Annotated in this window: 24 protein-coding genes; 3 read left to right on the top strand and 21 right to left on the bottom strand. The window is 54.7% G+C overall.

The genetic code is table 11. From position 1 onward, the window contains the following. Positions 1 to 183 precede the first annotated feature (183 nt). From pepB to trmJ, 10 genes are all read right to left on the bottom strand, one after another. On the bottom strand, positions 184 to 1,479 hold the full coding sequence (gene pepB, locus DQM29_RS04230) for an aminopeptidase PepB (protein ID WP_170126486.1): 1,296 nt from the start codon (positions 1,477 to 1,479) through the stop codon (positions 184 to 186). Positions 1,480 to 1,587: 108 nt separating this feature from the next. Continuing rightward, positions 1,588 to 1,788, bottom strand: a complete 201-nt coding sequence (gene iscX / locus DQM29_RS04225) for a Fe-S cluster assembly protein IscX (RefSeq protein WP_111739460.1) — start codon at positions 1,786 to 1,788, stop codon at positions 1,588 to 1,590. 9 nt (positions 1,789 to 1,797) lie between these two features. Beyond that, positions 1,798 to 2,133 carry an ISC system 2Fe-2S type ferredoxin gene (gene fdx, locus DQM29_RS04220; RefSeq protein ID WP_111739459.1) on the bottom strand — a complete coding sequence of 112 codons (336 nt, stop codon included), beginning with the start codon at positions 2,131 to 2,133 and terminating at the stop codon, positions 1,798 to 1,800. Between the two features lie 3 nt (positions 2,134 to 2,136). After that, entirely contained in the window at positions 2,137 to 3,987 is a 1,851-nt protein-coding gene (gene hscA / locus DQM29_RS04215; protein WP_111739458.1) for a Fe-S protein assembly chaperone HscA, read from the bottom strand. A gap of 12 nt (positions 3,988 to 3,999) precedes the next feature. Beyond that, positions 4,000 to 4,518, bottom strand: a complete 519-nt coding sequence (gene hscB, locus DQM29_RS04210; RefSeq protein WP_111739457.1) for a co-chaperone HscB — start codon at positions 4,516 to 4,518, stop codon at positions 4,000 to 4,002. Between the two features lie 121 nt (positions 4,519 to 4,639). Further along, entirely contained in the window at positions 4,640 to 4,963 is a 324-nt protein-coding gene (gene iscA / locus DQM29_RS04205; RefSeq protein WP_111739456.1) for an iron-sulfur cluster assembly protein IscA, read from the bottom strand. A gap of 30 nt (positions 4,964 to 4,993) precedes the next feature. Further along, complete coding sequence (gene iscU / locus DQM29_RS04200; protein ID WP_027274097.1) at positions 4,994 to 5,380, bottom strand: Fe-S cluster assembly scaffold IscU; 387 nt, start codon at positions 5,378 to 5,380, stop codon at positions 4,994 to 4,996. A gap of 60 nt (positions 5,381 to 5,440) precedes the next feature. Then, complete coding sequence (locus DQM29_RS04195) at positions 5,441 to 6,655, bottom strand: IscS subfamily cysteine desulfurase (RefSeq protein WP_111739455.1); 1,215 nt, start codon at positions 6,653 to 6,655, stop codon at positions 5,441 to 5,443. A gap of 69 nt (positions 6,656 to 6,724) precedes the next feature. Next, the gene (gene iscR / locus DQM29_RS04190; RefSeq protein ID WP_111739454.1) at positions 6,725 to 7,228 is read right to left on the bottom strand and encodes a Fe-S cluster assembly transcriptional regulator IscR; all 504 of its coding nucleotides are present in this window, start codon (positions 7,226 to 7,228) and stop codon (positions 6,725 to 6,727) included. A 200-nt stretch (positions 7,229 to 7,428) separates the two neighbouring features. Next, the gene (gene trmJ / locus DQM29_RS04185) at positions 7,429 to 8,196 is read right to left on the bottom strand and encodes a tRNA (cytosine(32)/uridine(32)-2'-O)-methyltransferase TrmJ (RefSeq protein WP_111741984.1); all 768 of its coding nucleotides are present in this window, start codon (positions 8,194 to 8,196) and stop codon (positions 7,429 to 7,431) included. A gap of 184 nt (positions 8,197 to 8,380) precedes the next feature. Here trmJ and suhB point away from each other — a divergent pair, with 184 nt between their 5' ends. After that, positions 8,381 to 9,184, top strand: a complete 804-nt coding sequence (gene suhB / locus DQM29_RS04180) for an inositol-1-monophosphatase (RefSeq protein WP_111739453.1) — start codon at positions 8,381 to 8,383, stop codon at positions 9,182 to 9,184. Between the two features lie 64 nt (positions 9,185 to 9,248). Then, positions 9,249 to 9,968 (top strand): hypothetical protein, encoded by a 720-nt coding sequence (locus DQM29_RS04175; RefSeq protein ID WP_232054857.1) that lies wholly within the window; start codon positions 9,249 to 9,251, stop codon positions 9,966 to 9,968. A 1-nt stretch (position 9,969) separates the two neighbouring features. Here the strand turns inward: DQM29_RS04175 and DQM29_RS04170 are convergent, their stop codons facing one another. From DQM29_RS04170 to glyA, 5 genes are all read right to left on the bottom strand, one after another. Then, entirely contained in the window at positions 9,970 to 10,692 is a 723-nt protein-coding gene (locus DQM29_RS04170; protein ID WP_197708845.1) for a glycerophosphoryl diester phosphodiesterase, read from the bottom strand. Between the two features lie 3 nt (positions 10,693 to 10,695). Continuing rightward, entirely contained in the window at positions 10,696 to 11,721 is a 1,026-nt protein-coding gene (locus DQM29_RS04165; RefSeq protein ID WP_111739452.1) for a nickel/cobalt transporter, read from the bottom strand. Continuing rightward, positions 11,712 to 12,350, bottom strand: coding sequence for a DUF1007 family protein (locus tag DQM29_RS04160; RefSeq protein ID WP_232054856.1), 639 nt, complete (start codon positions 12,348 to 12,350; stop codon positions 11,712 to 11,714). The genes DQM29_RS04165 and DQM29_RS04160 overlap by 10 nt, the downstream gene beginning before the upstream one ends. A 9-nt stretch (positions 12,351 to 12,359) precedes the next feature. Further along, the gene (locus tag DQM29_RS04155) at positions 12,360 to 12,734 is read right to left on the bottom strand and encodes a rhodanese-like domain-containing protein (protein WP_111739451.1); all 375 of its coding nucleotides are present in this window, start codon (positions 12,732 to 12,734) and stop codon (positions 12,360 to 12,362) included. A 116-nt stretch (positions 12,735 to 12,850) separates the two neighbouring features. Then, positions 12,851 to 14,104, bottom strand: coding sequence for a serine hydroxymethyltransferase (gene glyA, locus DQM29_RS04150; protein WP_111739450.1), 1,254 nt, complete (start codon positions 14,102 to 14,104; stop codon positions 12,851 to 12,853). 320 nt (positions 14,105 to 14,424) lie between these two features. Between glyA and hmpA the strand changes: the two genes are divergently transcribed. Further along, positions 14,425 to 15,609, top strand: coding sequence for an NO-inducible flavohemoprotein (hmpA, locus tag DQM29_RS04140; protein ID WP_111739448.1), 1,185 nt, complete (start codon positions 14,425 to 14,427; stop codon positions 15,607 to 15,609). 56 nt (positions 15,610 to 15,665) lie between these two features. On the opposite strand, the gene glnB is transcribed toward hmpA, so the two are convergent. From glnB to purL, 6 genes are all read right to left on the bottom strand, one after another. Continuing rightward, entirely contained in the window at positions 15,666 to 16,004 is a 339-nt protein-coding gene (gene glnB, locus DQM29_RS04135; protein ID WP_111739447.1) for a nitrogen regulatory protein P-II, read from the bottom strand. Between the two features lie 13 nt (positions 16,005 to 16,017). Continuing rightward, positions 16,018 to 17,637, bottom strand: coding sequence for an NAD+ synthase (locus DQM29_RS04130; RefSeq protein ID WP_111739446.1), 1,620 nt, complete (start codon positions 17,635 to 17,637; stop codon positions 16,018 to 16,020). A gap of 68 nt (positions 17,638 to 17,705) precedes the next feature. Then, positions 17,706 to 19,049, bottom strand: coding sequence for a two-component system response regulator GlrR (gene glrR, locus DQM29_RS04125; RefSeq protein WP_111739445.1), 1,344 nt, complete (start codon positions 19,047 to 19,049; stop codon positions 17,706 to 17,708). A 26-nt stretch (positions 19,050 to 19,075) separates the two neighbouring features. Further along, a complete protein-coding gene (locus DQM29_RS04120; RefSeq protein WP_111739444.1) occupies positions 19,076 to 20,140 on the bottom strand; it encodes a hypothetical protein in 1,065 nt (354 codons plus the stop codon). Positions 20,141 to 20,143: 3 nt separating this feature from the next. Then, entirely contained in the window at positions 20,144 to 21,571 is a 1,428-nt protein-coding gene (locus DQM29_RS04115) for a sensor histidine kinase (RefSeq protein WP_111739443.1), read from the bottom strand. A gap of 816 nt (positions 21,572 to 22,387) precedes the next feature. Beyond that, the gene (gene purL, locus DQM29_RS04110; RefSeq protein ID WP_172622640.1) at positions 22,388 to 26,281 is read right to left on the bottom strand and encodes a phosphoribosylformylglycinamidine synthase; all 3,894 of its coding nucleotides are present in this window, start codon (positions 26,279 to 26,281) and stop codon (positions 22,388 to 22,390) included. Between the last annotated feature and the right edge of the window lie 143 nt (positions 26,282 to 26,424).

The raw sequence follows: 26,424 nt of genomic DNA, 5'->3' as shown, positions 1-26,424 counted from the left end.
GATAGGGGATGGAGCGACTAAATGCTGACCATTTTAACACGCAATCAACAAAGCAAAATGCATAAATTCAGGGAATGTGTAACTGGCAGTGTATTAATGCGGGCTGTCTCGCATCAGGCAGGTAAACGTCAAACAAAAACGGCGCGACATATAGATTGCCGCGCCGCCAGACGGGTGTCAGATTCAGCCCTCTTTGCTCAGAAGCATCTGTGCAATCGTTCTCACTCCGAGCCCTGTTGCCCCAGCGGACCACTGCTCAACAGCGCCTTTGCGGTAAGTGGCCGAGCAGTCGATATGAAGCCAGCCGCGCTGATAGTTTTTCACAAAGTGAGACAGGAACGCCGCCGCCGTGCTGGCGCCCGCGCTATAGGCCGCACCCGCCACGTTGTTTAACTCTGCAAAGTTAGACGGCAGCTGGCTGCGGTGAAACTCTGCCAGCGGCAGGCGCCAGAAGGGCTCGTTTTCCTCTTCTGCACAGGCCAGCAGTTCGCCTACCAGCGCATCGTCAAAGCTGAACAGCGCGTGATAGTCGTTACCCAATGCCGTTTTGGCCGCACCTGTCAGCGTGGCGCAGTCGATAATCATCTGTGGATTCTGCGCTTCGGCGTCAATCAGGCCGTCCGCCAGTACCAGACGCCCTTCTGCATCGGTATTCATCACTTCCACCGTTTTGCCGTTGCGGTAGCGGATGATATCCCCCAGTTTGAACGCGTTGCCGCTAACCATGTTATCGGCACAGCACAGGAACAGCTTCACTCGGCTTTCCAAACCGCGAGCAATTGCCAGCGCCAGCGCGCCGGTCACTGTCGCCGCGCCGCCCATGTCGGACTTCATCGAGTCCATAAAGGCGCTCTGCTTCAGACTGTAGCCGCCGGAGTCAAAGGTAATGCCCTTGCCAACCAGACAGGCCAGTACCGGTTCGTCCGGGTTGCCTGAAGGGTTGTAGTCCAGCGCCAGCAGCACTGGTTCACGCTTGGAGCCGCGCCCAACGGTGTGAATGCCCATATAGCCCTGCTCGCGCAGCGCTTCACCCTTGATAATGTGGTAACTGATGGCGTCGCCGGAAAGGCCGCAAAACAGGTCAATGGCGCGCTGAGCCAGGCGCTCTGGCCCTAAGTCTTCTGCGGGCATATTGATGGTATCGCGCACCCAGTCAACGATTTTCAGGCGGCGATCCAACTCTTCGCGATCGCTAGCTGGCAGCGTAGGCCACACCACGCTGCGCTCTCCCTTTGGTGAACGGAACCCCTGCCAAAAGCTCCAGCAGCGCTCCAGATCCCAACCGTCTCCTGCCAGCTGAACGCGGCGAATGCCCTGAGCGTCCAGCTTGCGACCCGCGCGGGCAATAGCGCCCAGACGGCCTTCGGCTGTCAGATGAATCGTCATGCCGTCAGCGTTGGTACTCAGCAGTGCTTTATCTCCCCAAACGGCGTCTGCGGGTTCATACGAGAGGCGAATAGGCATAGAGGGTGTTGTCATTATATTTCTCCACGTTTAAACATGTTCTTGAAAACGCGCCTTTCAAAAAGTGCACGTTATAATATCAACGGGCCGCATCATGCGGCCCCATTAGGTCTCTATCGTGCGCTAGTCAGCCTCGTCCAGCCAGACCAGCAGAATGGCTTCCAGAATCTTTTCGTTCGACGCGTTGGGATCGTCCTCGAACTCTTCCAGCTCGCAAATCCAACGGTGCAGATCGGTAAAGCGCACGGTTTTCGGATCGACATCGGGATAGCGATCGAACAGCGCCTCGCCGATTTCACGGGAATCTTTCCAGCTTAGGCTCATGCTTGCTCCTTAATGCTCGCGGGCGTGGTTGATGGTGTAGCGTGGGATCTCCACCACCAGATCTTCATCCGTCACTTTAGCCTGGCAGCTCAGACGGCTCTCCGGCTCAAGCCCCCAAGCCTTATCCAGCATGTCGTCTTCCAGCTCGCTGCTCTCGGCGAGAGAGTCAAAGCCTTCCCGCACAACGCAGTGACAGGTAGTGCAGGCACAGGACATTTCGCAGGCGTGTTCAACCTCGATGCCGTTACGCAGCGCGGCTTCCAGAATGGTTTCCCCTTCTTTTGCCTCAACCACTTTACCTTCCGGGCAAAGATCCTGGTGGGGCAGAAAAACGATTTTAGGCATTACTTAAACCTCATCAACAGAATGACCCGCCAGCGCGCGGCGGATAGATGAATCCATGCGGCGTGCGGCAAAGTCTTGCGTCACACGATCCAGCGTTTTAATGGCGTCTTCAATGGCAACAGGATCGTCAGCGTTAGCGACCTCAGACAGGGCGGCAACGGCAGAGTCGATGTCCGCTCTCTCAGCAGGCGCTAGCAGATCGCTATCGCTGTTTAACGCAGCCTCAAGGCTTTCCAGCACGCGGGCAGCCTCAACCTTCTGTTCCGCCAGCCTGCGAGCGCCGTTGTCCTGCTGGGCATTAGCCATCGCGTCTTTAATCATGGTAGCGATTTCGTCATCAGTCAGCCCGTAGGAGGGCTTAACCTGAATAGACGACTGAACGCTGGTGGATTTCTCCATCGCCGTCACGCTCAAAAGCCCGTCCGCATCAACCTGATAGGTCACGCGAATGTGCGCGCCGCCCGCAGGCATTGCCGGGATACCGCGCAGCGTGAAGCGCGCCAGTGAACGACAGTCGGACACCATTTCACGCTCGCCCTGTAGGACGTGCACCATCATGGCGGTTTGACCGTCTTTAAACGTGGTAAATTCCTGCGCTCTGGCGACCGGAATCGTGGTGTTGCGCGGAATGATCTTTTCCACCAGCCCGCCCATGGTCTCAATTCCCAAAGACAGCGGTATCACGTCCAGCAGCAGCAGTTCGCTGTCGGGCTTATTGCCCACCAGCACGTCCGCCTGAATCGCTGCGCCAATGGCGACTACGCGATCCGGATCAATGGTTGTCAGCGGCGTACGGCCAAAGAACTCGCCCACCATATCGCGCACCAGAGGTACGCGGGTTGAGCCGCCAACCATGACCACTTCCAGCACCTCATCGGCACTGACGCCCGCGTCTTTCAGCGCGCGACGGCAGGAAAGCAGCGTCTTTTTCACAAGAGGGGCAATCAGCGCATCGAGCTGAGCGCGGGTCACTTCGCCCTGCCAGCCGCCGACGTTTATCGTCGCACTGTCGCTCTGGCTCAGAGCGATTTTAGCCGCCGTTGCTGCGTCGAGCAGTTGACGCGCCAGACGGTGGTCTCCCTGCGCTCTGAGACCGCTTTGCTCACGGATCCAGTCAGCAAGCAGGTGGTCGAAGTCATCGCCGCCCAGCGCAGAATCACCGCCAGTCGCCAGCACTTCGAACACGCCCCGGCTCAGGCGAAGAATAGAAATATCAAAGGTTCCGCCACCCAGATCGTAAACGGCAATCACGCCTTCCTGACCGGAATCAAGGCCGTAAGCGATGGCCGCTGCCGTTGGCTCGTTGAGCAGGCGCAGCACGTGCAGCCCAGCCAGACGCGCTGCGTCTTTAGTACCCTGTCTTTGAGCGTCGTCAAAGTAGGCGGGAACGGTGATCACTACGCCGTCTAGCTCACCGGCCAGAGTTTCCTGAGCGCGAGCGGCCAGCTGCTTAAGCACGTCGGCAGACACCTGAATCGGGTTTACGGCACCAGCGGCGGTCAGCATCATCGGCAGGCCGTTTTCTGTCGGCGCCATCTGGTAAGGAAGATTGGGGTAACGCTGTTGAATATCGCTCAATGAGCGGCCAATCATGCGTTTGACCGAACTTAGCGTGTTGGTAGGATCTTCTGACGCCTGCGCGCGCGCGTCCCAGCCGACGTCAATGCCGTCTGGACGATAGTGAACCACTGAAGGCAGCAGGTGGCGCCCTTGCGCGTCCGGCAGCGTTTCTGCCTGCCCACTGCGAACTGTCGCCACCAGCGAGTTGGTCGTTCCCAGATCGATACCCGCCGCCAGCCGACGCTGGTGCGGAGCAGCGGTCATGCCCGGTTCGCTAATTTGTAATAAAGCCATGTTCAGTATCCGTCAGATATCAAACAGCTTTTCTTCCAGCTGTTCGACCTGTTGTAAAAGTCTGTCCAAAAAGCGCAGCTTACGCGCGCTGTCTGCCGCGGCGGGCCAGCTCTGTGCGTCCAGCTCCTGCCTTAATTGTTCACTGCGAACGCGCCCCATCTCTTTAACCCGCTGGCGAAAGCCTGACAGCGCTGATTCAGCGTCTGTACGGCGTTCAATATCGTCCAGCTCTTCACGCAGCTCCAGCTGTTCCATCAAAAACGCCGTGTCGTGCATGGTTTGCTGTTCGCTTTTCACGTCTATCCCGTTGAGTAGCAGGAGGTATTCTGCACGACGCAGCGGATCTTTCAACGTTTGATACGCATCATTGACCGTTGCCGCCTGCGAAATAGAGGCTAAACGCTCGCTGTCAGACGCGGACGCGAAGCGATCGGGGTGGTATTGGCGTTGGAGTTCTTGATAGCGGGAGGAGAGCGACTGTGTATCCACGTCAAAGTGGACGGGCAGATTAAACAGAGTGAAATAGTCCATGACGCGTTCTAATGCTCTTTATCAGGCCGCGCGCCCTGAACCAGTCAGAGGCGCGCGGCCGTGGAGATTAATCAAACTTGCGCGAATAAAGGGCGCTGCCAGTACGGCTAAACGAACGCGATCAAACGTTAAAGCTTTCGCCGCAGCCGCATTCACCGGTCACGTTAGGGTTATTAAACTTGAACCCTTCGTTTAGGCCCTCTTTAACAAAATCGAGTTCGGTACCGTCCAGATAGACCAGACTTTTTTCATCAACGATCACTTTTACGCCCTTGTCTTCAAACACCCGATCTTCATCGTGCAGCTCGTCGACAAACTCAAGCACATACGCCATGCCGGAGCACCCTGACGTTTTTACCCCCAGACGCAGGCCAATGCCCTTGCCCCTGCTGGTTAAAAAAGTCTGAACGCGCTGTGCTGCGCTGCTGCTCATGGTAATCGCCATAACCAAACCTCTACTCGTTCTTGCCTATTTTTATTTTTCGCCGCGCTTGTTTTTATAGTCCGCAATAGCGGCTTTGATAGCGTCTTCAGCCAGAATAGAACAGTGGATTTTCACCGGCGGCAGCGCCAGCTCTTCCGCGATGTCCGTATTCTTTATGGCTTCAGCCTGCTCCAGAGACTTGCCCTTGACCCACTCGGTAACCAGTGAGCTGGAGGCAATCGCCGAACCGCAGCCGTACGTTTTAAAACGCGCGTCTTCTATAATACCGCTATCGTTGACTTTAATCTGCAATTTCATCACGTCGCCGCACGCCGGTGCGCCAACCATGCCGCTGCCGACGGTTGGGTCTTCGTTGTCAAACGAGCCCACGTTGCGCGGATTTTCGTAGTGTTCGATTACTTTTTCACTGTAAGCCATGTTGCTACTCCTGCTCTTCTGGCGCAGGCTGCGAGTTATGCAGCCTGCCGCCTGCATTCATTAATGATGAGACCACTCAATGGTGTTCAGGTCTACGCCCTGCTTGTACATATCCCACAGAGGGGAGAGTTCACGCAGACGGCCGATGGACTTTTTCACCAGATCGATGGTGTAGTCGATCTCTTCTTCGGTGGTAAAGCGCCCCAGAGAGAAACGAATTGAACTGTGGGCCAGTTCATCATTCAGCCCCAGCGCTCTGAGCACATAAGACGGCTCCAGGCTGGCGGAAGTACAGGCAGAACCGGAAGAGACGGCCAGATCTTTCAGAGCCATCATCAGAGATTCGCCTTCAACATAGTTAAAGCTGACGTTAAGAATGCTGGCGACGCCCTGTTCCAGGCAGCCGTTCAGATGCACTTCTTCAATGTCTTTCAGGCCGTTCCACAGGCGATCGCGCAGGGCGCGAATGCGGGGGATTTCAGTAGCCATTTCTTCTTTGGCGATACGATAAGCTTCACCCATACCGACGATTTGGTGAACCGCCAGCGTGCCTGAACGCATACCGCGCTCGTGACCACCGCCGTGCATTTGCGCTTCGATACGAACGCGCGGCTTGCGGCGAACGTACAGTGCGCCAATGCCTTTCGGGCCGTAGATTTTGTGGCCGGTGAAAGACATCAGGTCAACTTTCAGCTCGGACAGATCGATAGGCAGCTTGCCTACGCTCTGGGTGGCGTCAACGTGGAAAATAATCCCGCGGCTGCGACACATTTCGCCAATGGTCGCGATGTCCTGCACGACGCCGATTTCGTTGTTGACGTGCATGATAGAGACCACAATGGTGTCTTCACGCATTGCCGCTTCCAGCTCGCCCAAATCGATAATGCCGTTAGGCTGTGGAGACAGGTAAGTCACTTCAAAACCTTCGCGCTCTAGCTGGCGGCAGGTATCTAAAACCGCTTTGTGCTCGGTTTTGCAGGTAATGATGTGCTTGCCTTTCTTCTGATAGAAGTTTGCTGCGCCTTTGATAGCCAGGTTGTCTGACTCAGTGGCACCAGAAGTAAATACGATTTCACGCGGATCGGCGCCCACAAGCTCAGCGATTTGGTTACGGGCGACGTCTACTGCCTCTTCGGCCTGCCAGCCAAAGCGGTGTGAACGAGATGCCGGGTTACCAAAAATTCCGTCCAGCGTTAAGCACTGCATCATCTTCTCAGCCACGCGCGGATCGGCCGGCGTCGTTGCTGAATAGTCAAGATAGATAGGTAATTTCATTCTTTGCTCCGTACACTACTTCTAAATAATGTAAGCATGCTCGTTATACTTCGAGCGTATTACTGCCCGTCACGCGCGCAGATTAATTTTTTTTGCTTCATCGCGAAGGCGATGAGAGGAAACGACCGAACTTTGGCTGTCGCCGTTCTGACGATCGGCAACGTCCAGAATCTCTTGGTTCTTAACCAGCTCAGACAGCGTAATTTCATTCAGGAAGCTGCTGATACGTTCGCTCAGGTCATGCCACAGTGTGTGGGTCAGACAGCGCGTGCCGCTCTGGCATCCACCGTGCCCAAGGCAGCGCGTCGCGTCAACGGATTCGTCAACCGCGCTAATCACTGAACCTACGGCAATATCTCCCGCATCTTTACCCAACAGGTAGCCGCCGCCGGGACCGCGTACGCTCGTCACCAGGCCATTCTTGCGCAAACGGGAGAACAGTTGCTCAAGATACGACAAAGAAATCCCCTGACGCTCAGAGATATCGGCCAGAGGGACAGGTCCTTCTTGTGAATGCAGCGCCACGTCCAACATGGCGGTAACGGCATAACGACCTTTAGATGTCAGTCTCATTGGTATTGCCCATCTGTGTGTGAATATGCAGACAGTTTGGCATTCCCAACTATTTCAGTCAACTATTTACTTGACTGTTTTAGTCAAGTATTAGCACTGCGACAGAACCTCTTGTATTTTCTTCCGATTCCTTCGGATACAGGAGTTTGGTCGATATTGTCATACTTATTGTAACAAGTTCGAAAGGGGGATAACGAGCATTATTTATGCCTATTTCTCGCATCGGGCGTTTCGATAGCGCTTAAAATGCCCCGCAAAATGTTCAGCTCTTGGCTTTCCGGGCGAGCGCGATTCACAAAGCGGCGAAGCTTGTTCATCACCTGCCCTGGGTGTGCCGCGCGGATAAAACCGATATCCAGCAGCACGGTTTCCAAATGCTGATAGAAGCGCTCAAGATCGTCTGCCGGTGGATAAGCCACGTCGTGAACAGGTTCTGGTAGCCCGCCTTCCTGCGCCGCTAGCCACGCCATGCGGATTTCATAGGTCATGATCTGCACCGCCATCGCCAGATTCAGCGAGCTGTAGTCTGGGTTAGTTGGCACCGAAACGTGATAGTGGCACTTTTGCAGCTCTTCGTTGGTCAGCCCGACTCGCTCACGGCCAAACACTAGCGCAACCGGAGAGTCGACAGACTCCTGCATCATTTTAAGTCCACACTCCCGCGCGCTCAGCATCGGCCAAGGCAGCGTGCGCGAGCGAGCGCTGGTGCCGACGACCAGACGGCAACCCTCTAGAGCGTCATCCAGTGAGTTCACGATGTTGGCGTTGCCAATGATTTCACTGGCGCCTGCGGCGAGCGCGATGGCCTGAGAATCAGGCAGCACTAGCGGGTTAACCAAATAGAGATTGGTCAACCCCATGGTTTTCATTGCCCGAGCCGCCGAGCCCATATTGCCCGTGTGGGACGTTTCGACCAGTACGATGCGAATGTTTGCCAGCGAATCTGGCTTACAGAGAGTATCAGACATAAAAATAACTTTATTAGCGGTCATCGAATTGGCGGCATAGTAACACAGCCCCCGAGTCTACCGTAACGGTTTATACCACTCAAAATGAGGTGGAGTGCACAATGTCAATTGCCGAATCTCATCATGTGGTGATATAATGCGCGCCGCTTTTATACTCGTTCTTTAACATCTAGTGGAAGATACCATGCATCCTATGCTGAATATCGCCGTACGCGCTGCGCGTAAGGCAGGCAACCTGATAGCCAAGTTTTATGAAACGCCCGACGCCGTCGAAGCCAGCCTGAAAGGCAATAACGACTTTGTAACTAACGTCGATCGCGATGCAGAGCACCTGATCGTTGAGGTTATTCGCAAAGCCTACCCTCAGCACACCATCATCAGCGAAGAACGCGGTGAGATTGTCGGTGAAGACAAAGACGTGCAATGGATTATCGACCCACTAGATGGCACCACCAACTTTCTTAAGCGTTTACCCCACTTCAGCGTTTCCATCGCCGTGCGCATCAAAGGCCGCACAGAAGTCGCCGTTATTTACGATCCAATGCGCAATGAGCTGTTTACCTCCACTCGCGGTCAGGGCGCACAGCTCAACGGCTATCGCCTGCGCGGCTCTAACGCGCGCGATCTGTCCGGCACTGTTTTAGCTACTGGCTTCCCGTTCAAGCTCAAGCAGCACGCTCCGGCCTACATCAATATGGTGGGTAAACTGTTTACTGAATGTGCCGACTTCCGCCGCACCGGCTCAGCCGCGCTGGATCTGGCCTACGTTGCTGCTGCCCGCGTGGACGGCTTCTTTGAGATCGGCCTCAAGCCGTGGGACTTTGCAGCAGGTGAGCTGATCGTTCGCGAATCCGGCGGCATCATCACTGACTTTATCGGCGGCCACAATTTCTACACGTCAGGCAACATTATTGCGGGCAACCCGCGCGTGGTTAAGGCGCTGCTTGCCAACGTGCGCGACGAGCTGAGCGATGCGCTGAAGCGTTAATCAAGACTAGCGGGCGAGATATGCCATTTCGCCCGCTGTTGTTGGTCTGGCTGATATAACTGATATGGATAATCTTCCCCTTCCCCGCCCGGTACTATTCTTAGAGTTCTTCGTTCGCGAAGTAACGTTTCATGGTCAAGGAACAGTGCGCACTCAGCTTCCCAGAGACGCCTTTTTCTATACCGGCGTGTCCAAAGCCGCCCGATATCTGTATCACCGACATCGTCAAACAAGCCATTCGGGGACTCGCGCGCTTTCGTTCATCAACGGCCTGCCGACGCTTTCTCGCGGTATCGATCGTCTTGATGAAGAGCGATGGTTTAGCGCCAATGTAAACACGGCGTTGGCTATTTCTGGGGAATATCTTTATCAGGATGAATGGGTTCGCTCGGAAAACCAGCTGAAAACCAATAAATACGCAGGCGACTGCATCGAGCTGCAATACGCCAACGTGAGCTCATTGACGCCCTATGGTTTCAATCTATTAAAAGCTGACCCCGACGGCAGCCTGTGGACAAGCTTCCCGCGTAAAACCGTGCCCTTAAAAATACACCCACAGGAAACGCTTTGTTTTCTTTGTCGGCGGGAGGAGTTCGATTTCGAAGGCTGGGGATATCAACCTAATCTCAATCTGGTGATGTTCGTGAAGAATCACGGTTTCCATCAGGAAATCCGCTATGCGTCACAAAAGGATATAGACGCCTATGACAGCGCCGCACTGTGTTTGGAAAACGTCTCTCTGCGCGACTTCCGCAAAAGCAGACTAAAGTACGAACTCGGCTAATCTAAAAATCCTGCGCATAGTCAGTAAAAATACCGTCCACACCCCAGTCAAACAGCTCGGCTGCCCTTTTCGCGTCGTTCACCGTCCACACGTTAACCAGAAAACCTGCGGCTTTAAAGGCTTCGACACGCTCCCGCGTCAGCCCCTCGTTTTGCGGATGAATCGCGGCTGCACCGACGGTCGTCATTGTCTTTTGCCAGTCGTCGTTTAGCACTTGGCTTTCAAACAGGCAGGCAACGTCGGCCTGTGGGCGCAGGCGCTTAAAAGCGGCAACAAGGGAAGGATCAAAACTGGAAATAAGAAACTGGCGTTCGGAATCAAGCTGGTCAAGCGCCCTATCGAGCCCGGCCAGCAGGCTGGCAGTCACTTCAGAAGACCGTTCACCGGGCTTGATTTCAATATTCGCATTCAACCGATAGCGGTTCATCAGCGCTATCAGTTGCTCCAGCGTCGGCACGCGCTCCCCCATAAACTGGGGACTAAACCAGCTTCCGGCATCTAACCTGTTCAAAGACGCCTGCGTTTGGTCAAAAAGCGGGCCGCTGCCGTCAGTACAGCGCTCCAGCGTATCGTCATGAAACACGACAATCGTGCCGTCACTCAAAATATCGATATCACACTCAAACCATTCAACTCGATGCTCGGCGCACAGCCTGAAGGCCGACAGCGTATTTTCCGGTGCTAATGACGACATGCCCCGATGGGCGTAAATTCTTTTTATCATATGCTACCCGCCAAATGCCCTCAGCCCGCCGGACGCCGCTGGCGTTGCCGACAGCCACAGCATCAGGCCTGCAATCATTAATATCGCACCACCCAGTAGAGACAGGCTGGAAACCGCCACGCTGCTCCACGCAGCGGACGTACCTCGATTGCCTTGCGCCATCAGCCGCTGCGCAAGTCGGCGCGCGCTGTGAACCAGTAGTGCCAGCAGGGAAATCGTCGTAGCCGTGCCAAAAGACATGGCTATTGCTGCCGCCATGCCCCAGTAATAGATATCTAAAACTTTAGAAAACAGCAGCACCAGAATTGCCCCAGAGCAGGGGCGTATTCCGATGGAAAAAATAATCGCCAGACTGGTTTTCCAACCGCCGGTTGCCTCGATCTCTTCCGCCGTCGGCAGGTGACGATGGCCGCAGCCACAGTGAGGGCCGTGTACGTGCCCCTGTTCAAGAGGGCGGATAGCAGAAATACGCGGCGCACCTCGCCGGGATACGCGAACTACAGTCACTATCTGCTTTCCAGCTCGGTAGCACAACATCAGGCCAATCAGCACCACCAGAAGATAGCTCCCTTTCTCCAGCCAAAAGTTGCTCTGATGAACCATGCGGGCCGACAGTTGCAGTACCGACAGTACAACAGTAACCAGCACAATCGCCACAAGCCCCTGAACCAGCGATGAGGCCAGCGTGAGTCGCAGGCTCTGTTTAAGCCTTAGCGGATGAGTGGCAAGATAGGTGGCTATAATCACCTTACCGTGCCCCGGCCCAGCGGAATGCAGCACACCGTAAAGAAAGCTGAAAAACATCAGCGTCGCCCCCGCGCCAAGCGGGTTTTCCACCACCTGCTGCAGCAGGGAGACCAGCCGCTGGTGCAACGCCTTTTGCCACAGCGAGCTTTGCAGCAGCGCCTCCTGCCAGTTCAGCCATAGGGAGACTCCCAGCATAAGCAATATCACGCTGCACAGCAAAAGAGGCCAGAGGGTTCTCCAGCCGCCGGAAGTGGTGCGAACAGAAACAGTGTTTAGCGACATGTCAGGGTTACAGTTTGGGCAAATCGGCTGCCAAGCATCATATCTTCAGCGGGCGCGTTGTCCTTATCCAACGACTTCGCGTAGGCCAGCAGGGAAGGATCCGGCTTAGGGGTTTTTACGTCGACGCTGCACAGGTGGGCGATCTCATCTGGCAGATGAAAGCTTTTTGCCGATGCATAGCGCATATCGACGTAGTAGCTCTGTTCGTAGGTAGACAGCGTAACGGTATGCCCTGCCAGCGCCAGCGGCTTGCTTAGCGGCAGCACGAAGGTAAACACGGCTCGATTACCGTGGCGTGTCAGAGAATAGTTGTTGGCTTTTTCCGCCAAACGCACTGGCTTGCCGTCGTAGTGAAGATAGGTGAAGTAGAGCTGATTTTGCGTATTCACCATCAGCTCGTCGGCCATACTCTGCCAAACCGACGGGCTGTTTTTTGCCGCCGCGGCATCAAGCAGCAGTTCGGCGGAAGTCAGCTCGTCCATTTCCCACGTCATTTGGACGCCGACCAGCGCCTGCTGGTTCACCACCGGTCGGGCATCCATATCAATAAAGCTGTGGGGATGCGCCATCGCTATCGGAGACAGCAGCAGCCCCATCACCACTGCGGCACATCGCATCAGTAGTGTCATGCGTACAGGCTACTCTTTTACCAGCGGATAGCCCGCTTCATTCCAGCCGCGGTAGCCGCCGTCCATAGACAGCACGCCAGTGTATCCCATCTTTTGTAAGCTTTCCGCAGCAAGGGCGGAACGATAGCCGCCACCGCAGTAAAGCACCATAGGCGTAGCCTTATCGGGAACAACGGTTTCAATATCACGTTCCATCACGCCGCGACCAAGATGGCGAGCGCCGGGAAGGTGGTCTTTTCCCCATTCGCTATCTTCGCGCACGTCCAATACTAGCGGGATCGTGCCGCGATCCATCATTTCTTTTACCTGAGCAACGCTGACTTCATTGACCTGCTTACGAACGGCTTCACACAGCGCTTCAAACCCTGGGTTATGCTTTTTCACATCATCCTCCTGAGTACGGCTACGATTATTGATGACTGACAGAATAATGATTTTAGTGGATAAAAAAAACAGGCGTACGCATTTATCGCACGCCTGTTTTTTTAACGAGGCAAAAACTACGCGTAAACTGGATAGCGCTTACAGATATCCAGCACTTTCGCCTTCACGCCTGCGATAACTGACTCGTCGTTGATGCCGTCCAGCACGTCACAAATCCAGCCGGCCAGTTCGCGCACTTCAGCCTCTTTGAAGCCGCGGCGAGTGACGGCTGGCGTGCCGATACGCACGCCGGAAGTCACAAACGGGCTACGCGGATCGTTAGGCACGCTGTTTTTGTTAACGGTAATGTTGGCACGACCCAGAGCCGCATCAGCATCTTTACCGGTGATGTCTTTATCAACTAGATCAAGCAGCATCAGGTGGTTATCGGTTCCGCCGGAGACAATCTTGTAGCCGCGAGATTTGAAAACTTCAACCATCGCTTTAGCGTTCTTAGCAACCTGCTGCTGGTAAACGGTGAACTCTGGCTCCATCGCCTCTTTCAGCGCCACAGCTTTAGCCGCGATAACGTGCATCAGCGGGCCGCCCTGGCCGCCAGGGAATACGGCAGAATTCAGCTTCTTGTACAGCTCTTCATCGCCACCCTTGGCTAAAATCAGTCCGCCGCGCGGGCCAGCCAGCGTTTTGTGCGTTGTCGTCGTGACCACGTGCGCATGAGGAACCGGGTTCGGATACACGCCCGCAGCGACCAGGCCTGCAACGTGAGCCATATCGACAAACAGGTAAGCGCCGATGCTGTCAGCGATTTCACGCATTTTTGCCCAGTCAACGATGCCGGAATAGGCAGAGAAGCCGCCGATAATCATTTTTGGCTTGTGGGTTTGCGCCTGACGAGCCAGATCGCCGTAGTCAATGTGGCCGGTTTCATCAATGCCGTAAGGAACGATATTATAAAGCTTGCCGGAGAAGTTAACGGGAGAACCGTGAGTTAAGTGGCCACCGTGAGCCAGATTCATACCCAGTACGGTATCGCCTGGGTTCAGCAACGCCATGTAAACGGCTGAGTTAGCCTGAGAGCCGGAGTGCGGCTGTACGTTCGCGTAGTCGGCGCCAAACAGCGCCTTGGCGCGGTCAATCGCCAGCTGCTCAACAATATCGACATACTCACAGCCGCCGTAGTAGCGCTTGCCCGGATAGCCTTCAGCATACTTGTTAGTCAGCTGAGTCCCCTGGGCCTGCATCACGCGCGGGCTGGTGTAGTTTTCAGAAGCAATCAGTTCAATATGCTCTTCTTGACGAACATTTTCTTTTTGGATCGCCGCCCACAGCTCGGCATCATAATCGGCAATGTTCATTTCTCGCTTTAACATCCGCATCTCCTGAATAGTAATAATCAACGCCCAAAAGTGTGACTTGCACCAGTGTAATATGTTTTCATCTTGTTAAATAGACCCTTCTCTCGGTTTAAAAGCAAACGATTGCTTTCACTGTCTGCACGGTATTCCGCCAAACGTTTCCGAATATTCTCAGGAAAAACTTCCGAATACCGATGTTTATGTCACACCGACCCGCTTTTGCTCTTTTCTCAAGCCTTTCCACGGCGCATTGCGCTAAAAAAAGAAAAGCATTGACATAGATCAACCTTAACATGTATTTTAAATGCATGTTAAAACCACCCACAGGAAGTACCATGTTAGACAGCCAAACTATCGCTACCGTTAAGGCAACAATCCCCGTTCTGGCTAAGACCGGCCCTGCACTAACCGCCCACTTTTACGACCGCATGTTCCACCATAATCCCGAACTGAAGGACGTCTTTAATCTGACTCACCAGTCTAGCGGCGCCCAGCGCGAGGCGCTGTTCAACGCTATCTGTGCCTACGCTGTCAACATTGAGAATCTGGCCGTACTGCTGCCCGCCGTTGAGCGTATTGCACAAAAGCACGCCAGCTTTAGTATCCAGCCTGAACAGTACGCTATTGTAGGACACCACCTGTTGGCAACGATCGACGAAATGCTCAGTCCCGGCCAAGAGGTGCTGGACGCCTGGGGCAAAGCCTATCAGGTGCTGGCGGACGTCTTTATCAATCGCGAAGGTGAAATCTATCAGGATCGGGCTAAACAGCCCGGCGGCTGGGAAGGCCAGCGCCCCTTCCGCATTGAAAAAAAGCAGCGTGAAAGTGACGTCATTACCAGCTTTACGCTGGTTCCGGTTGACGGACTGCCCATCAGCGACTTCCGTCCCGGTCAGTACGTGGCAGTCTATATCCGCAGCGACGCGCTGGAATACCAGGAAATCCGGCAGTATTCCCTGACCCACGCGCCGAACGGACATTCATACCGCATCGCCGTCAGGCGTGAAGATGAGGGAAAAGTGTCCCGATATCTGCACGACACCGCACAGCAGGGAGACGTGATCCATCTGGCACCGCCCTATGGCGACTTCTGGCTGGATGTACCCTCCGATGTGCCGGTGGCGCTGCTGTCCGGCGGCGTAGGGCTTACGCCGATGCTGGCTATGCTCAATACGCTTGAACAGCACGAGCATCAGGGGAAAGTTTACTGGCTACACGCCACCGACAGCGAGGCGTACCACGCTTTTGAGCAAGAGGCAGCCAACGCCTGCGCTAAGCTGACAAACGCAGCCAGCCACGTTTGGTATCGCGAATCGGGAAAAGATATTGAGGGCTCAGCCACTCGCCACGAAGGCTTACTCTCTCTGGATGCGCTGAGTGAGACCTTCCCACCGAACACTGAATTTTACTTCTGCGGCCCGCTGGCCTTTATGCAGTCTGTCGCCAAGCAGCTGCTCGCTCAGGGCGTAGAGCAAGAGCGGCTACACTATGAAGTGTTTGGGCCGCATAAGGTGTTGTAGAAAGGAAACATCAATGACAAAAAAGCCGCTGGGTAAATAGCGGCTTTATTATCGAGTTAAATCGCGTCTTCGTCCTGCTCGCCGGTACGAATGCGGATCACTCGGGCAACGTCGAAAACAAAAATCTTCCCGTCGCCAATTTTTCCGGTCTGGGCAGTCTTCATAATGGTTTCTACACACACGTCGACGATGTCGTCGGGCACGACAATTTCAATTTTCACCTTGGGCAGAAAGTCCACCATGTATTCCGCACCTCGGTACAGCTCAGTGTGCCCTTTCTGGCGGCCAAACCCCTTCACTTCAGTGACCGTCATGCCGGTGATGCCAACTTCTGCCAGCGCTTCGCGAACGTCGTCTAGCTTGAACGGTTTAATAATCGCGTCAATTTTTTTCATTAAAGTCGAACCCTTACCAGTTTTTGCGGCCGAAGCCTGAAGTGATCGGATAGCGCCGATCTTTGCCGAAGTTGCGCGCAGTGATCCTTGGACCTACCGGCGACTGGCGACGCTTATATTCGTTAATATCTACCAGACGAATAACCTTACGCACGATTGCCTCATCAAAACCCTCAGCGACCAGCTCGTCTACAGACATATCGCGCTCGACGTAGCCGTCTAGGATCTTATCCAGAACCGGATAAGGCGGCAGGCTGTCTTCGTCTTTCTGGTCCGGCGCCAGCTCTGCTGACGGCGGACGGTCAATAACCCGCTGTGGAATAACGTAAGAGCGGCTGTTTCTGTACTCGGAAAGCGTAAACACCAGCGTTTTCGGCACGTCTTTTAATACATCAAAACCGCCGGCCATATCACCATAAAGCGTAGAATATCCAACGGCGATCTCACTTTTATTGCCGGTAGTCAACACCAGACGACCGCGCTTGTTAGAGAGCGCCATCAGGATCACGCCGCGGCAGCGAGCCTGTAGGTTTTCTTCTGTGGTATCGCGACGCGTATCGGCAAACAGTGGCGAAAGCTGCCCCATAAAGGCGTCAAACACTGGCTCAATGGACACCACGTCAAACTCAACGCCGAGTAGCTCTGCTTCTTCCCTTGCGTCTTCAATGCTTATCTCAGCGGTATAGCGGAACGGCATCATCAGCGCCTGAACCTTATCTTTACCCAGCGCGTCAACGGCTATCGCCAGCGTCAGCGCCGAGTCAATCCCGCCAGACAACCCCAGAAGCGCGCCCTTAAAGCCATTCTTGGTGACGTAGTCGCGCACCGCCAGCACCAGCGCGTCATAAATCAGCGAAAGATCGGACGGCTGGGCTGGGATCTCCATCGCGTCCAGCTGGCCGTTTTGGAAAGCCACTCGACGCACATCTTCATTAAACGGCGCCAGTTTGTGGGTCATATTGCCCTTGGCGTCGAAAGCTTTAGAACAGCCGTCGAAAATCAGTTCATCCTGCCCGCCCACCTGGTTTAGATAAACCAGAGGAATTCCGGTGCGGCGGCAGTGCTCTGACAGCAGCTGGTTGCGGATATAGGGCTTTTCGCGATTATAGGGAGATGCGTTAATCGACAGGATAAGATCCACCGACTTTGCCTTCAGGGCGTCAACCGGTCCGTCAAACCAGAGGTCTTCACAGATTAGCAGGCCTAAGTGATACCCTTTGAAGTCAACGCTACAGCTTTCACTGCCCGCGCTGAAATAGCGCTTTTCATCAAACACGCCATAGTTGGGAAGCTGCTGTTTGTAATATCGAGCAAGAAGCTCACCCTGCCAGAACATTGACAGTGCGTTGTATAAAGCATCACCCTCTCTCCACGGGTGACCGACGATGATAGCAACGTCGCTTGAGGCGGCTCGCAGGCGCTCTAACTGCACTTCGTTTCGAAGATACAGGTCATCGCGATAGAGCAGGTCTTCCGGCGGATAGCCGGTCAGCGCTAACTCGGAGAACATGACAATATCTGCTCCGGCCTGCCGCTGCTCGCTGACGGTCTGAAGCATTCGGTCGGCATTTCCCTCTATGTCGCCAACCAGCCAGTTTAACTGCGCTAAAGCAATAGAAAGCGCTTTACTCATATCAGTCCACTTTCACTATCGGATAACCAAGGGGGCAGTATAAATGACCGCCCAGTGAATTAAAAAGCCTACTCTTTAAAATCATTCGCATCCAGCTCGTGGCGCGAAAGCAGCTTGTAGAACTCTGTTCGGTTGCGGCCCGCCATTCTGGCGGCGTGCGTTACGTTGCCTTTGGTCATTTGCAGCAGCTTGCGCAAGTAAACCAGTTCAAACTGATTGCGCGCCTCGACAAAGGTCGGCAAAGCGGTGTTCTCACCTTCCAGCGCCTGCTGTACCAAGGATTCGTTAATCACCGGCGTGCTGGTCAACGCTACACACTGTTCGATAACGTTTACCAATTGGCGCACGTTACCCGGCCAGCTGGCGGCCATCAGGTGTTTCATCGCATCGGTGGAAAAGCTTTTTACAAACGGCTTATGACGCTTGGCGGACTCACGCAGCAGGTGATCTGCCAACAGTGGAATATCTTCCGAACGCTCGTTGAGCGCGGGAATTTTCAGGTTTACCACGTTCAGGCGGTAGTAGAGGTCTTCGCGAAACTCACCTTTGGCCATCGCTTTTGGCAAATCGCGGTGGGTCGCGGAAATAATGCGCACGTCGATGTCCAGATCGCGATTGCTGCCCAGCGGCCGCACCTTACGCTCTTGCAGGACTCGCAGCAGTTTGACCTGCAGCGCTAGGGGCATATCGCCGATTTCGTCTAAAAACAGGGTTCCGCCGGTTGCCGCTTGAAACAGGCCGTCCCGACTGCTGACAGCGCCGGTGAAAGCGCCTTTAGCGTGGCCGAACAGCTCGGATTCTAAAAGCTGCTCAGGCAGCGCGCCACAGTTAATGGCAATAAACGGCTTGTTGCCGCGCGGACTGGCGCGGTGAATGGCCTTTGCCAACACCTCTTTCCCGGTACCGCTCATGCCGTTAATCAGCACGCTAACGTCGGACTGCGCTACCATCTTCGCCTGTTCCAACAGCCTCAGCATAACTGGGCTGCGGGTAACGATTTCTTCACGCCAGCCGTCGTCACTGGCGCTAGCGGGGATTTTTAGCGCGAGCGCTTCATCAATAGCCTTATACAGCGCGTCTTTGTCGACAGGCTTGGTCAAAAAGCTGAATACGCCCTGCTGAGTCGCCGCTACGGCATCAGGGATCGAGCCGTGCGCTGTCAGGATAATCACCGGCATCCCCGGCTGTCGCTTCTGTATTTCAGCAAACAGCGCCATGCCGTCCATTTCGTCCATCCGCAGGTCGCTGATAACCAGATCGATCTGCTCTCTGGCCAAACGCCGCAGCGCTTCCTGACCGTTTTCTGCGGTGGTGACGCTGAATCCTTCGCTGGTCAGGCGCATCCCCAACAGTTTCAGCAGGCTGGGATCGTCGTCGACCAGCAACAAATTGGCGGCTTTACGCTGTGTCATTTCACCAAACTCCTTTCATCACCGTCTCAGGGTGTCTGCGTCTGGGGCGCGGCTTCGCTTTGCGAAGGCGTACTTTGAGGCGACTGTACCGGCTTCTCTGGCGTGGTCTCCGGCTGAGGCTTTACAGTTGCCGGTTTCTCTGGAACGCCCACGGGTTGAGGCTCTACGACAGCTGGCTTTTCCGGCGGCTTCACCACCTCTGAAGACGCGCTGCTGGAAGGTTTTTTCTCGCTTTTTACGGCAGGCGCCGAATCGGTTTCTGCTGGCTTCTCAGTCGCTTTTTTTCCATTCTCGTCGTTAGGCTTTGGTGCCGCAGTGCTGGCCGAGCCTGACACATCTCCCGCGGCCGCTGAAGCGTTCCCCTCAGGATTCTCAGGCGGAAGCGGGCTTATCGGCGTTATCCCTTCCCCCTGAGTCATCTTGCGGGAAGAAAGCTGCCGTTCGATATCGGTCAGATTTTGCAGTTTACGGGTTGTCTCGTGCAGCTGATGTTTGGTGTCGGCCATTTGCAGCTGGAGCTCAATAATCTGCGCTTCAGCACTCTCTTTTTGACGCTGAGCCCGGCCTCGCTCATCTTGAAGCGTAGCCTGAATCAGCTGCTCGCTGCGCCACATCATGGCCAGCGGATAAACGCTTTCGGGGTAGTTTGCCTGAACGTTCTTTAGCTGTTCCAGCGCGCTGCGCCGTTCAGCGTTACCTTGCTCTAGTCGGGCAAGAAGAATAGCGCGCTTAAACGCGCCGTCCCATTTTGCACTGTCGTAACCGTAAGACTGTACGCGAGCCTGAGTCGGGGTAAAGGTTCTGGCGCAGCTAATCAGTCTTAGCCAGTAGAGCCCGTTAGCGTTGGTTTCGTCGTTTTGATTTTTCCAGATGTCACCATCGCAGCGCACACGGGAATAGTCGCTGACCTTGCGATCTGGCGATTCATATTTCACTTCGCCGGAAACGGCATCGACAACGCCTCGCCCGGCGCAGCCGGTAAGCAGAAGAGGTATCAACAGCAGTAACGCACGCCCTCGCAGGCCGTTAAGGTCGCGCTTAGGATTCGCCTTCTCTTTTAATGTAACGGTTCTGACAGAACTCTTGGGCATTATCTACGATTTCTCAATGGGTAAAGGTAATTCAATGCGAAAACAAACGTCAGCATAGTCCACGTCAACCAGATGGAGTTCTCCCTCCATTTGGTGGATACAGTCTCGGGCGATACTCAATCCCAGACCGCTGCCCTTTACTGCCCCCTTTCGTTGGCGACTGCCCTGATAAAAAGGTTCAAACAGCATGGCGCTTTCCTGCGGTGGAATTTTTTCACCGGTATTGGCAATGTCTATCTGGATAGTTTGACCAACGCGACGGCTCGCGATCCAAATAGTACCGGATTCCTCGCCATAGTGCACCGCATTGGAGTAGAGATTATCAAGTACACGTCGCAGCAGCATCGATTCGGCCCAGCAGTCGCTCTGCGCCAGCTGGCATTCAGCGTTCATCATTTTCGCCCTAGCCGGGAGGCTGTGCGCGGCAATGACCTCACCCACCATTTTTGCTAAATCAATATGGGACTTCTCTGTCTTAACGCCGGACTGATACCGGTTATAGTCAAGCAGTTGCTCTATCAGCCGCTGTAAGTCGCGACTGCTGTTGTCGAGAATAGCGACAATATCCTTTTGATCGTCCGTCAGCGGGCCCGCAACCCGATCCAGCAGCAGTTCGGTACCTTCACGCATGCTGGCCAACGGTGTTTTTAACTCGTGAGAAATGTGCCGCAAGAACTCGTGCCGCTGCGATTCCAGCCATGACAGGCGTTCACTTAACCAGACGATTCTTTGCGCCAGTGACTGAATTTCACGCGGCCCCTTGAACGCAGCCAGAGTACTCAGGCTTTTTCCTTCGCCGAGCCGATTAATCATGCGTTCGACCTGTTTTACCGGCCCAATGATCATACGTGTAAATAAGAACACCAGCATAACGCTGAGCAAAAACAGCACCAGCGCCTGCTGGCCAAAGAAGTAGCCTTTGTCCGCAATGGCCTGCTGTAGTTTCTCGCCGCGAGAAAAGATGATGCCTCGGGTTGCCTGTACCATTTCGTTACTGGCTTTCGAAAACTGAATCAGCAGCTCCGACGACTCCTCGTCCGGCCCGCTGTTTTTGCACTGGATTTTCCCTAGGTCAGCCAACAGCTTTTTAAGGGAAGCATAAGTTTCCTCGCTGGGCAGCACGGCGGCGTGAACGTCCAGCATGCTGGCATACTGCTGCCGCTGCTCCTGATAGAGCTTACTCAGGGTTTCATCCCCCAGTACGCAGTACTGCCGGTAGCTTCTCTCCATGCTCAGGGCAAGGTTAGTCATCGCCTCACTGCGGCGGGCGTCTCGAAGCGTGGTACTGTTAATATCGGCGGCCTGCTCACTCAGCAGATCCAGGCTTTTATAGGCCTGCCACGCCAGCACCAGCAGCGGAAGCAGCACCAGCAGGAAGGCCAACAGAACCAGCTGGCGAAGGGAGCGGGGAAAACGGCTAAACTTTTTCAACGCGGCACTCTCATCACAATACCCAATCGGCAACGATGCTATCTGACCTAAGCGCAAGAAAACAGCGTTATTGCGCAACAGGGCTAAAGATTTTATGGCTTTAACGAAAAAAAGGCACTTATCCAAAAATGGTTAAGTGCCTGATAAGGTTTGTTACTCAGTCCCGGATAACGATTTATCACCCGAGAGAAATGGGTGGATGTCCGTTAGCGTCGTCCGTAGGGCGATGAGGCAGAACCATCATCAAAAGTCGGACGAATAACATCCATAGTGTCAAATATCGATGAAGTTCATTTCATCACGGCATGACATTAAGGGCTGGCGCCTCACTCAACGTGTCGTCTTGAGTTTGATAAGCTGCTTGCGCAGTTGATATCGGTTCAATTGACGATAGGCACCATGGCTTTGGCATCATTCTAAGGCTTATGTAGCGTCACGTTACCGCGTTCTGACATAAAAAGGTGAATGAGCGACGGGTATTCTAAAGCACGTATCGTGCCAACTTTTCAAATTAAAAATAACAGAATGATAATTAAAGAAAAAATAAAACACCTTTCGATTTCATATCCGATATTCCGTCATTAAACGAGGATTGATGCGTCAATTGTGTCTCCAAAAGAAGACATCCTTTCTTCACTCAAATAGCATCATTAAAAATCAATCAGTTAAATGTCTCTTTTTTGAGACACCCAAAACCCCCTACTGTCTGCATTTACCAACACTGGATAAAAAAATATATAAATCATAAAAATAAAAATCCCCCTAGCCGAAGCGCGGGGGATTTTTTATCGAGGTATAAAACGCTCAGAGGCTACATCAGCCTAGCTGCCTGCGGGCGTTGCGGAACAGGCGCATCCACGGACCGTCCTCACCCCACTCGTCAGGGTGCCAAGAGTTCACTACTGTTCGGAATACGCGCTCTGGGTGCGGCATCATTACGGTTATCCTACCGTCGAGGTTCGTCACCGCCGTAATACCGTTTGGCGAGCCGTTCGGGTTAGCCGGGTAGTCTTCAGTGACTTGACCACGGTTGTTCACGTAGCGCATTGCTACCAGCCCTTGCGCCTCCAGCTCTTGAAGGTGCTGTGCGTTTCGTACTTCTACGCGGCCTTCACCGTGAGAAACGGCGATCGGCAGTCGCGACCCCACCATGCCGTTCAGCAACAGAGAGGGACTTCCCACGATCTCCACCAGACTAAACCGCGCCTCAAAGCGCTCTGACAGGTTGCGTACAAAACGCGGCCAGTGGGCTGCACCCGGCATCAGCTCGCTCAGGTTAGACATCATCTGGCAGCCGTTACACACCCCTAGCGCCAGCGTGTCTGGACGATGGAAGAAACGGGTAAACTGCTCGCGCACTCGCTCGTTGAACAGAATGGACTTCGCCCACCCTTCTCCCGCTCCCAGCACGTCACCGTAGGAGAACCCTCCACAGGCCACCAGCGCCTGAAAGCCTTCAAGACCGATGCGCCCAGCCAGCAGGTCACTCATGTGAACGTCAACGGCGTCAAAGCCAGCGCGGTGGAAAGCAGCGGCCATCTCAACGTGTGAGTTCACACCCTGCTCGCGCAGCACTGCAATCTGCGGTCTGGCAGACTTCAGTAAATAAGGCGCGGCGACGTCTTCGCTTGGGGAGAAGCTCAGCTTAGCGCTCATACCGGGATCCGCTGCGTCCTGCTTGGCAAGGTGTTCCAGATCTGCACACTGCGGGTTATCGCGCAGGCGCTGCATTTGCCAGGTCGTTTCGGCCCACCAGACGCGCAGCGTTTGTCGGCTCTGGCGATAAACAGCGTTTTCGCCGCAGCAAATCACGATGTCATCGCCAGCAACGGCGCGGCCAAGGCGGTGTACACCGCTATCAAGCCCGGCCTGAGACAGAAGTGCCTCAACGTCAGTCAAATCGCTATCAGCGACCTGAATAACCGCACCCAGCTCCTCGTTAAACAGTGCCGCCAGCAGGTCATCCCCCAGCGAAGCAAGGTCTAACTCTAGGCCGCAGTGCCCGGCAAACGCCATTTCAGCCAGAGTGACCAGCAGGCCCCCGTCAGAGCGATCGTGATAGGCCAGCAGCTTACGGTCAGTGACCAGAGACTGAATGGCGTTAAAGAATGCCCCCAGTTTATCCACGTTTCTCACGTCAGCAGGTTTATCACCAAGCTGGCGATAAACCTGTGCTAGTGCGGTAGCGCCCAGCGCATTACGCCCTTCGCCAAGATCGATAAGCAACAGCGTTGCATCACCCTTGTCGGTACGCAGCTGTGGCGTTACGGTGCCGCGCACGTCTTCAACTCGGGCAAAGGCTGTCACCACCAGCGACAGCGGCGACGTCATTGCCACATCCTCATCGTTTTGCCGCCAGCGGGTTTTCATCGACATAGAGTCTTTACCCACCGGTATTGTCAGACCCAGCGCAGGGCAAAGCTCCTCACCTACGGCTTTAACCGCTTCGTACAGCCCGGCATCTTCTCCCGGGTGCCCAGCAGCCGCCATCCAGTTAGCTGACAGCTTCACGCGCTTCAGTTCACCGATTTGCGCCGAAGCGATGTTGGTCAACGCTTCACCGACCGCCATGCGTGCCGATGCGGCAAAATCCAGCAGCGCCACTGGAGTACGCTCCCCCAGTGACATAGCTTCACCGTAGTAGCTGTCGTAGCTCGCGGTCGTTACCGCACAGTCTGCCACTGGGATTTGCCACGGCCCGACCATCTGATCTCGAGCAACCATACCGGTGACAGAGCGGTCACCGATGGTGATAAGAAAGGTTTTCTCCGCCACCGCGGGAAGATGAAGAACCCGCTTTATCGCCTCTTCCAGCTCAATCCCTTCGCGAGCCAGCGGTTTACCCGCGGCCTGCAATGTTGTGACGTCGCGGGTCATTTTGGGCGTTTTACCCAGCAGTACGTCAAGAGGCAAGTCGATAGGCTGGTTGTTAAAGTGGCTGTCGTGTAGTGACAGATGCTGCTCTTGCGTGGCCTCGCCGATAACGGCATACGGCGCCCTTTCCCGCTGACAGATTTCGTCAAACAGTGGTAGCTGCTCCGGCGCCACGGCCAGCACGTAGCGCTCCTGAGATTCGTTACACCATGTTTCCAGCGGGCTCATGCCCGGCTCATCGCTGAGAATATTGCGAAGCTCAAAGCGACCGCCTCTGCCACCGTCGCTCACCAGCTCAGGCATGGCGTTAGACAGACCGCCCGCGCCCACGTCGTGAATAAACAGAATCGGATTGCCGTCTCCCATCTGCCAACAGCGATCGATCACTTCCTGACAGCGGCGCTCCATTTCCGGGTTGTCGCGCTGTACAGACGCAAAGTCCAGAGAAGCCTCGGACTGGCCTGACGCCATTGAAGACGCCGCACCGCCACCGAGCCCGATATTCATTGCCGGGCCGCCCAGCACGATAAGCTTAGCTCCCACGCTTATCTCACCTTTTTTAACGTGCTCAGCGCGAATGTTGCCGATGCCGCCCGCCAGCATAATCGGCTTGTGATAGCCGCGAAGCTCTTCACCGTTGTGGCTGGCAACCTTCTCTTCATAGGTTCGGAAGTATCCCAGCAGCGCCGGGCGTCCGAATTCGTTATTAAACGCCGCGCCGCCCAAGGGGCCTTCAGTCATAATGTCCAGTGCGGTAACAATGCGATCCGGCTTGCCGAAATCCTGCTCCCAAGGCTGTTCAAAGCCGGGAATGCGCAGGTTGGAAACGGAAAAGCCCACCAGTCCCGCTTTCGGCTTGGCCCCGCGCCCGGTTGCTCCCTCATCGCGAATTTCACCGCCAGAGCCCGTTGCCGCTCCCGGCCAGGGAGAAATAGCCGTCGGATGGTTGTGAGTTTCCACCTTCATCAGGATATGCGCGTCTTCCTGATGATAGTCGTATACGCCAGAGTCTGGCTGTGCAAAGAAACGCCCTACAGCTGAACCTTCCATGACGGCGGCGTTGTCTTTATAGGCGGACAGCACATAGTCAGGCGTTTGCTCATAGGTGTTCTTAATCATCTTGAACAGCGACTTGGGCTGTGGCTTGCCGTCAATAATCCAGTCGGCATTAAAAATCTTGTGGCGGCAGTGTTCCGAGTTGGCCTGAGCGAACATATATAGCTCAACGTCCGTCGGGTTACGCTTCAGGCGCGTAAAGGCGTCAAGCAGATAGTCAATCTCATCCGGCGCCAGCGCCAGTCCGAGATTTTCGTTAGCCTCTTCCAGCGCGCGGCGCCCCTTGCCCAGAGCGTCAACTTCCACCAGCGGCGCTGGCTCATGCCGAGCAAACAGCGCCTGCGCCTGTGAAACCTCGCTAAAGACGGACTCCATCATGCGATCGTGCAACAGCTCGGCCAGCGCCTTTTGCTGCTCGTCGCTAAGCTGCGGCGCCTGAATATAGTAAGCAATACCCCGCTCAAGACGATAAATCTGGCTTAGGCCACAGTTGTGAGCGATGTCCGTCGCCTTGGAAGCCCAGGGAGAGATGGTTCCCGGCCGTGGCGTGACCAATATTAGTTGCCCCTGAGGTTCATGCTCTGTCAGAGACGGGCCATAGTTAAGCAACTGTTTTAACGTTTCCTGCTCTTTTTGGCTTAGCGGAGCGGTCAGTTCAGCAAAATGAAGATACTCAGCGTAAATGTCACTGACGGGCAGTTGACGTTCCTGACAGCGGGAGAGCAACTTGGCAATACGAAATGCAGATAAAGCAGGCGAGCCGCGCAAAATTTCCATAATAGAATGTCTCTGGTCTGGGGCTGGTCGGAAAGAACTGGCCACATTATAGAGAATCCGCCCCCGCGACGAAACCGTTTGCGTGTTTATTATTTATGCGATCAATCCCCAAACTACATCACATACTATTTGCCAATCCCTCAGGG

Source organism: Leminorella richardii (assembly GCF_900478135.1).
In the GTDB taxonomy this organism is placed as follows: domain Bacteria; phylum Pseudomonadota; class Gammaproteobacteria; order Enterobacterales; family Enterobacteriaceae; genus Leminorella; species Leminorella richardii.
The sequence above is the reverse complement of the archived record's forward strand: the minus strand, read 5'-3'. Positions and strand labels throughout refer to the sequence as shown.

Excerpts from the sequence above, each read along its gene's own strand:
- DQM29_RS04160 (WP_232054856.1), bottom strand. The coding sequence starts at position 12,350 with ATGACACTACTGATGCGATGTGCCGCAGTGGTGATGGGGCTGCTGCTG.
- glyA (WP_111739450.1), bottom strand. The coding sequence starts at position 14,104 with ATGTTAAAGCGAGAAATGAACATTGCCGATTATGATGCCGAGCTGTGG.
- hscA (WP_111739458.1), bottom strand. The coding sequence starts at position 3,987 with ATGGCTTTATTACAAATTAGCGAACCGGGCATGACCGCTGCTCCGCAC.
- DQM29_RS04120 (WP_111739444.1), bottom strand. The coding sequence starts at position 20,140 with ATGCCCAAGAGTTCTGTCAGAACCGTTACATTAAAAGAGAAGGCGAAT.
- DQM29_RS04175 (WP_232054857.1), top strand. The coding sequence starts at position 9,249 with ATGGATAATCTTCCCCTTCCCCGCCCGGTACTATTCTTAGAGTTCTTC.
- fdx (WP_111739459.1), bottom strand. The coding sequence starts at position 2,133 with ATGCCTAAAATCGTTTTTCTGCCCCACCAGGATCTTTGCCCGGAAGGT.
- DQM29_RS04130 (WP_111739446.1), bottom strand. The coding sequence starts at position 17,637 with ATGAGTAAAGCGCTTTCTATTGCTTTAGCGCAGTTAAACTGGCTGGTT.
- trmJ (WP_111741984.1), bottom strand. The coding sequence starts at position 8,196 with ATGTCTGATACTCTCTGTAAGCCAGATTCGCTGGCAAACATTCGCATC.
- DQM29_RS04195 (WP_111739455.1), bottom strand. The coding sequence starts at position 6,655 with ATGAAATTACCTATCTATCTTGACTATTCAGCAACGACGCCGGCCGAT.
- hmpA (WP_111739448.1), top strand. The coding sequence starts at position 14,425 with ATGTTAGACAGCCAAACTATCGCTACCGTTAAGGCAACAATCCCCGTT.
- DQM29_RS04165 (WP_111739452.1), bottom strand. The coding sequence starts at position 11,721 with ATGTCGCTAAACACTGTTTCTGTTCGCACCACTTCCGGCGGCTGGAGA.
- glnB (WP_111739447.1), bottom strand. The coding sequence starts at position 16,004 with ATGAAAAAAATTGACGCGATTATTAAACCGTTCAAGCTAGACGACGTT.
- iscU (WP_027274097.1), bottom strand. The coding sequence starts at position 5,380 with ATGGCTTACAGTGAAAAAGTAATCGAACACTACGAAAATCCGCGCAAC.
- iscA (WP_111739456.1), bottom strand. The coding sequence starts at position 4,963 with ATGGCGATTACCATGAGCAGCAGCGCAGCACAGCGCGTTCAGACTTTT.
- glrR (WP_111739445.1), bottom strand. The coding sequence starts at position 19,049 with ATGACACAGCGTAAAGCCGCCAATTTGTTGCTGGTCGACGACGATCCC.
- iscX (WP_111739460.1), bottom strand. The coding sequence starts at position 1,788 with ATGAGCCTAAGCTGGAAAGATTCCCGTGAAATCGGCGAGGCGCTGTTC.
- DQM29_RS04170 (WP_197708845.1), bottom strand. The coding sequence starts at position 10,692 with ATGATAAAAAGAATTTACGCCCATCGGGGCATGTCGTCATTAGCACCG.
- hscB (WP_111739457.1), bottom strand. The coding sequence starts at position 4,518 with ATGGACTATTTCACTCTGTTTAATCTGCCCGTCCACTTTGACGTGGAT.
- pepB (WP_170126486.1), bottom strand. The coding sequence starts at position 1,479 with ATGACAACACCCTCTATGCCTATTCGCCTCTCGTATGAACCCGCAGAC.
- iscR (WP_111739454.1), bottom strand. The coding sequence starts at position 7,228 with ATGAGACTGACATCTAAAGGTCGTTATGCCGTTACCGCCATGTTGGAC.
- suhB (WP_111739453.1), top strand. The coding sequence starts at position 8,381 with ATGCATCCTATGCTGAATATCGCCGTACGCGCTGCGCGTAAGGCAGGC.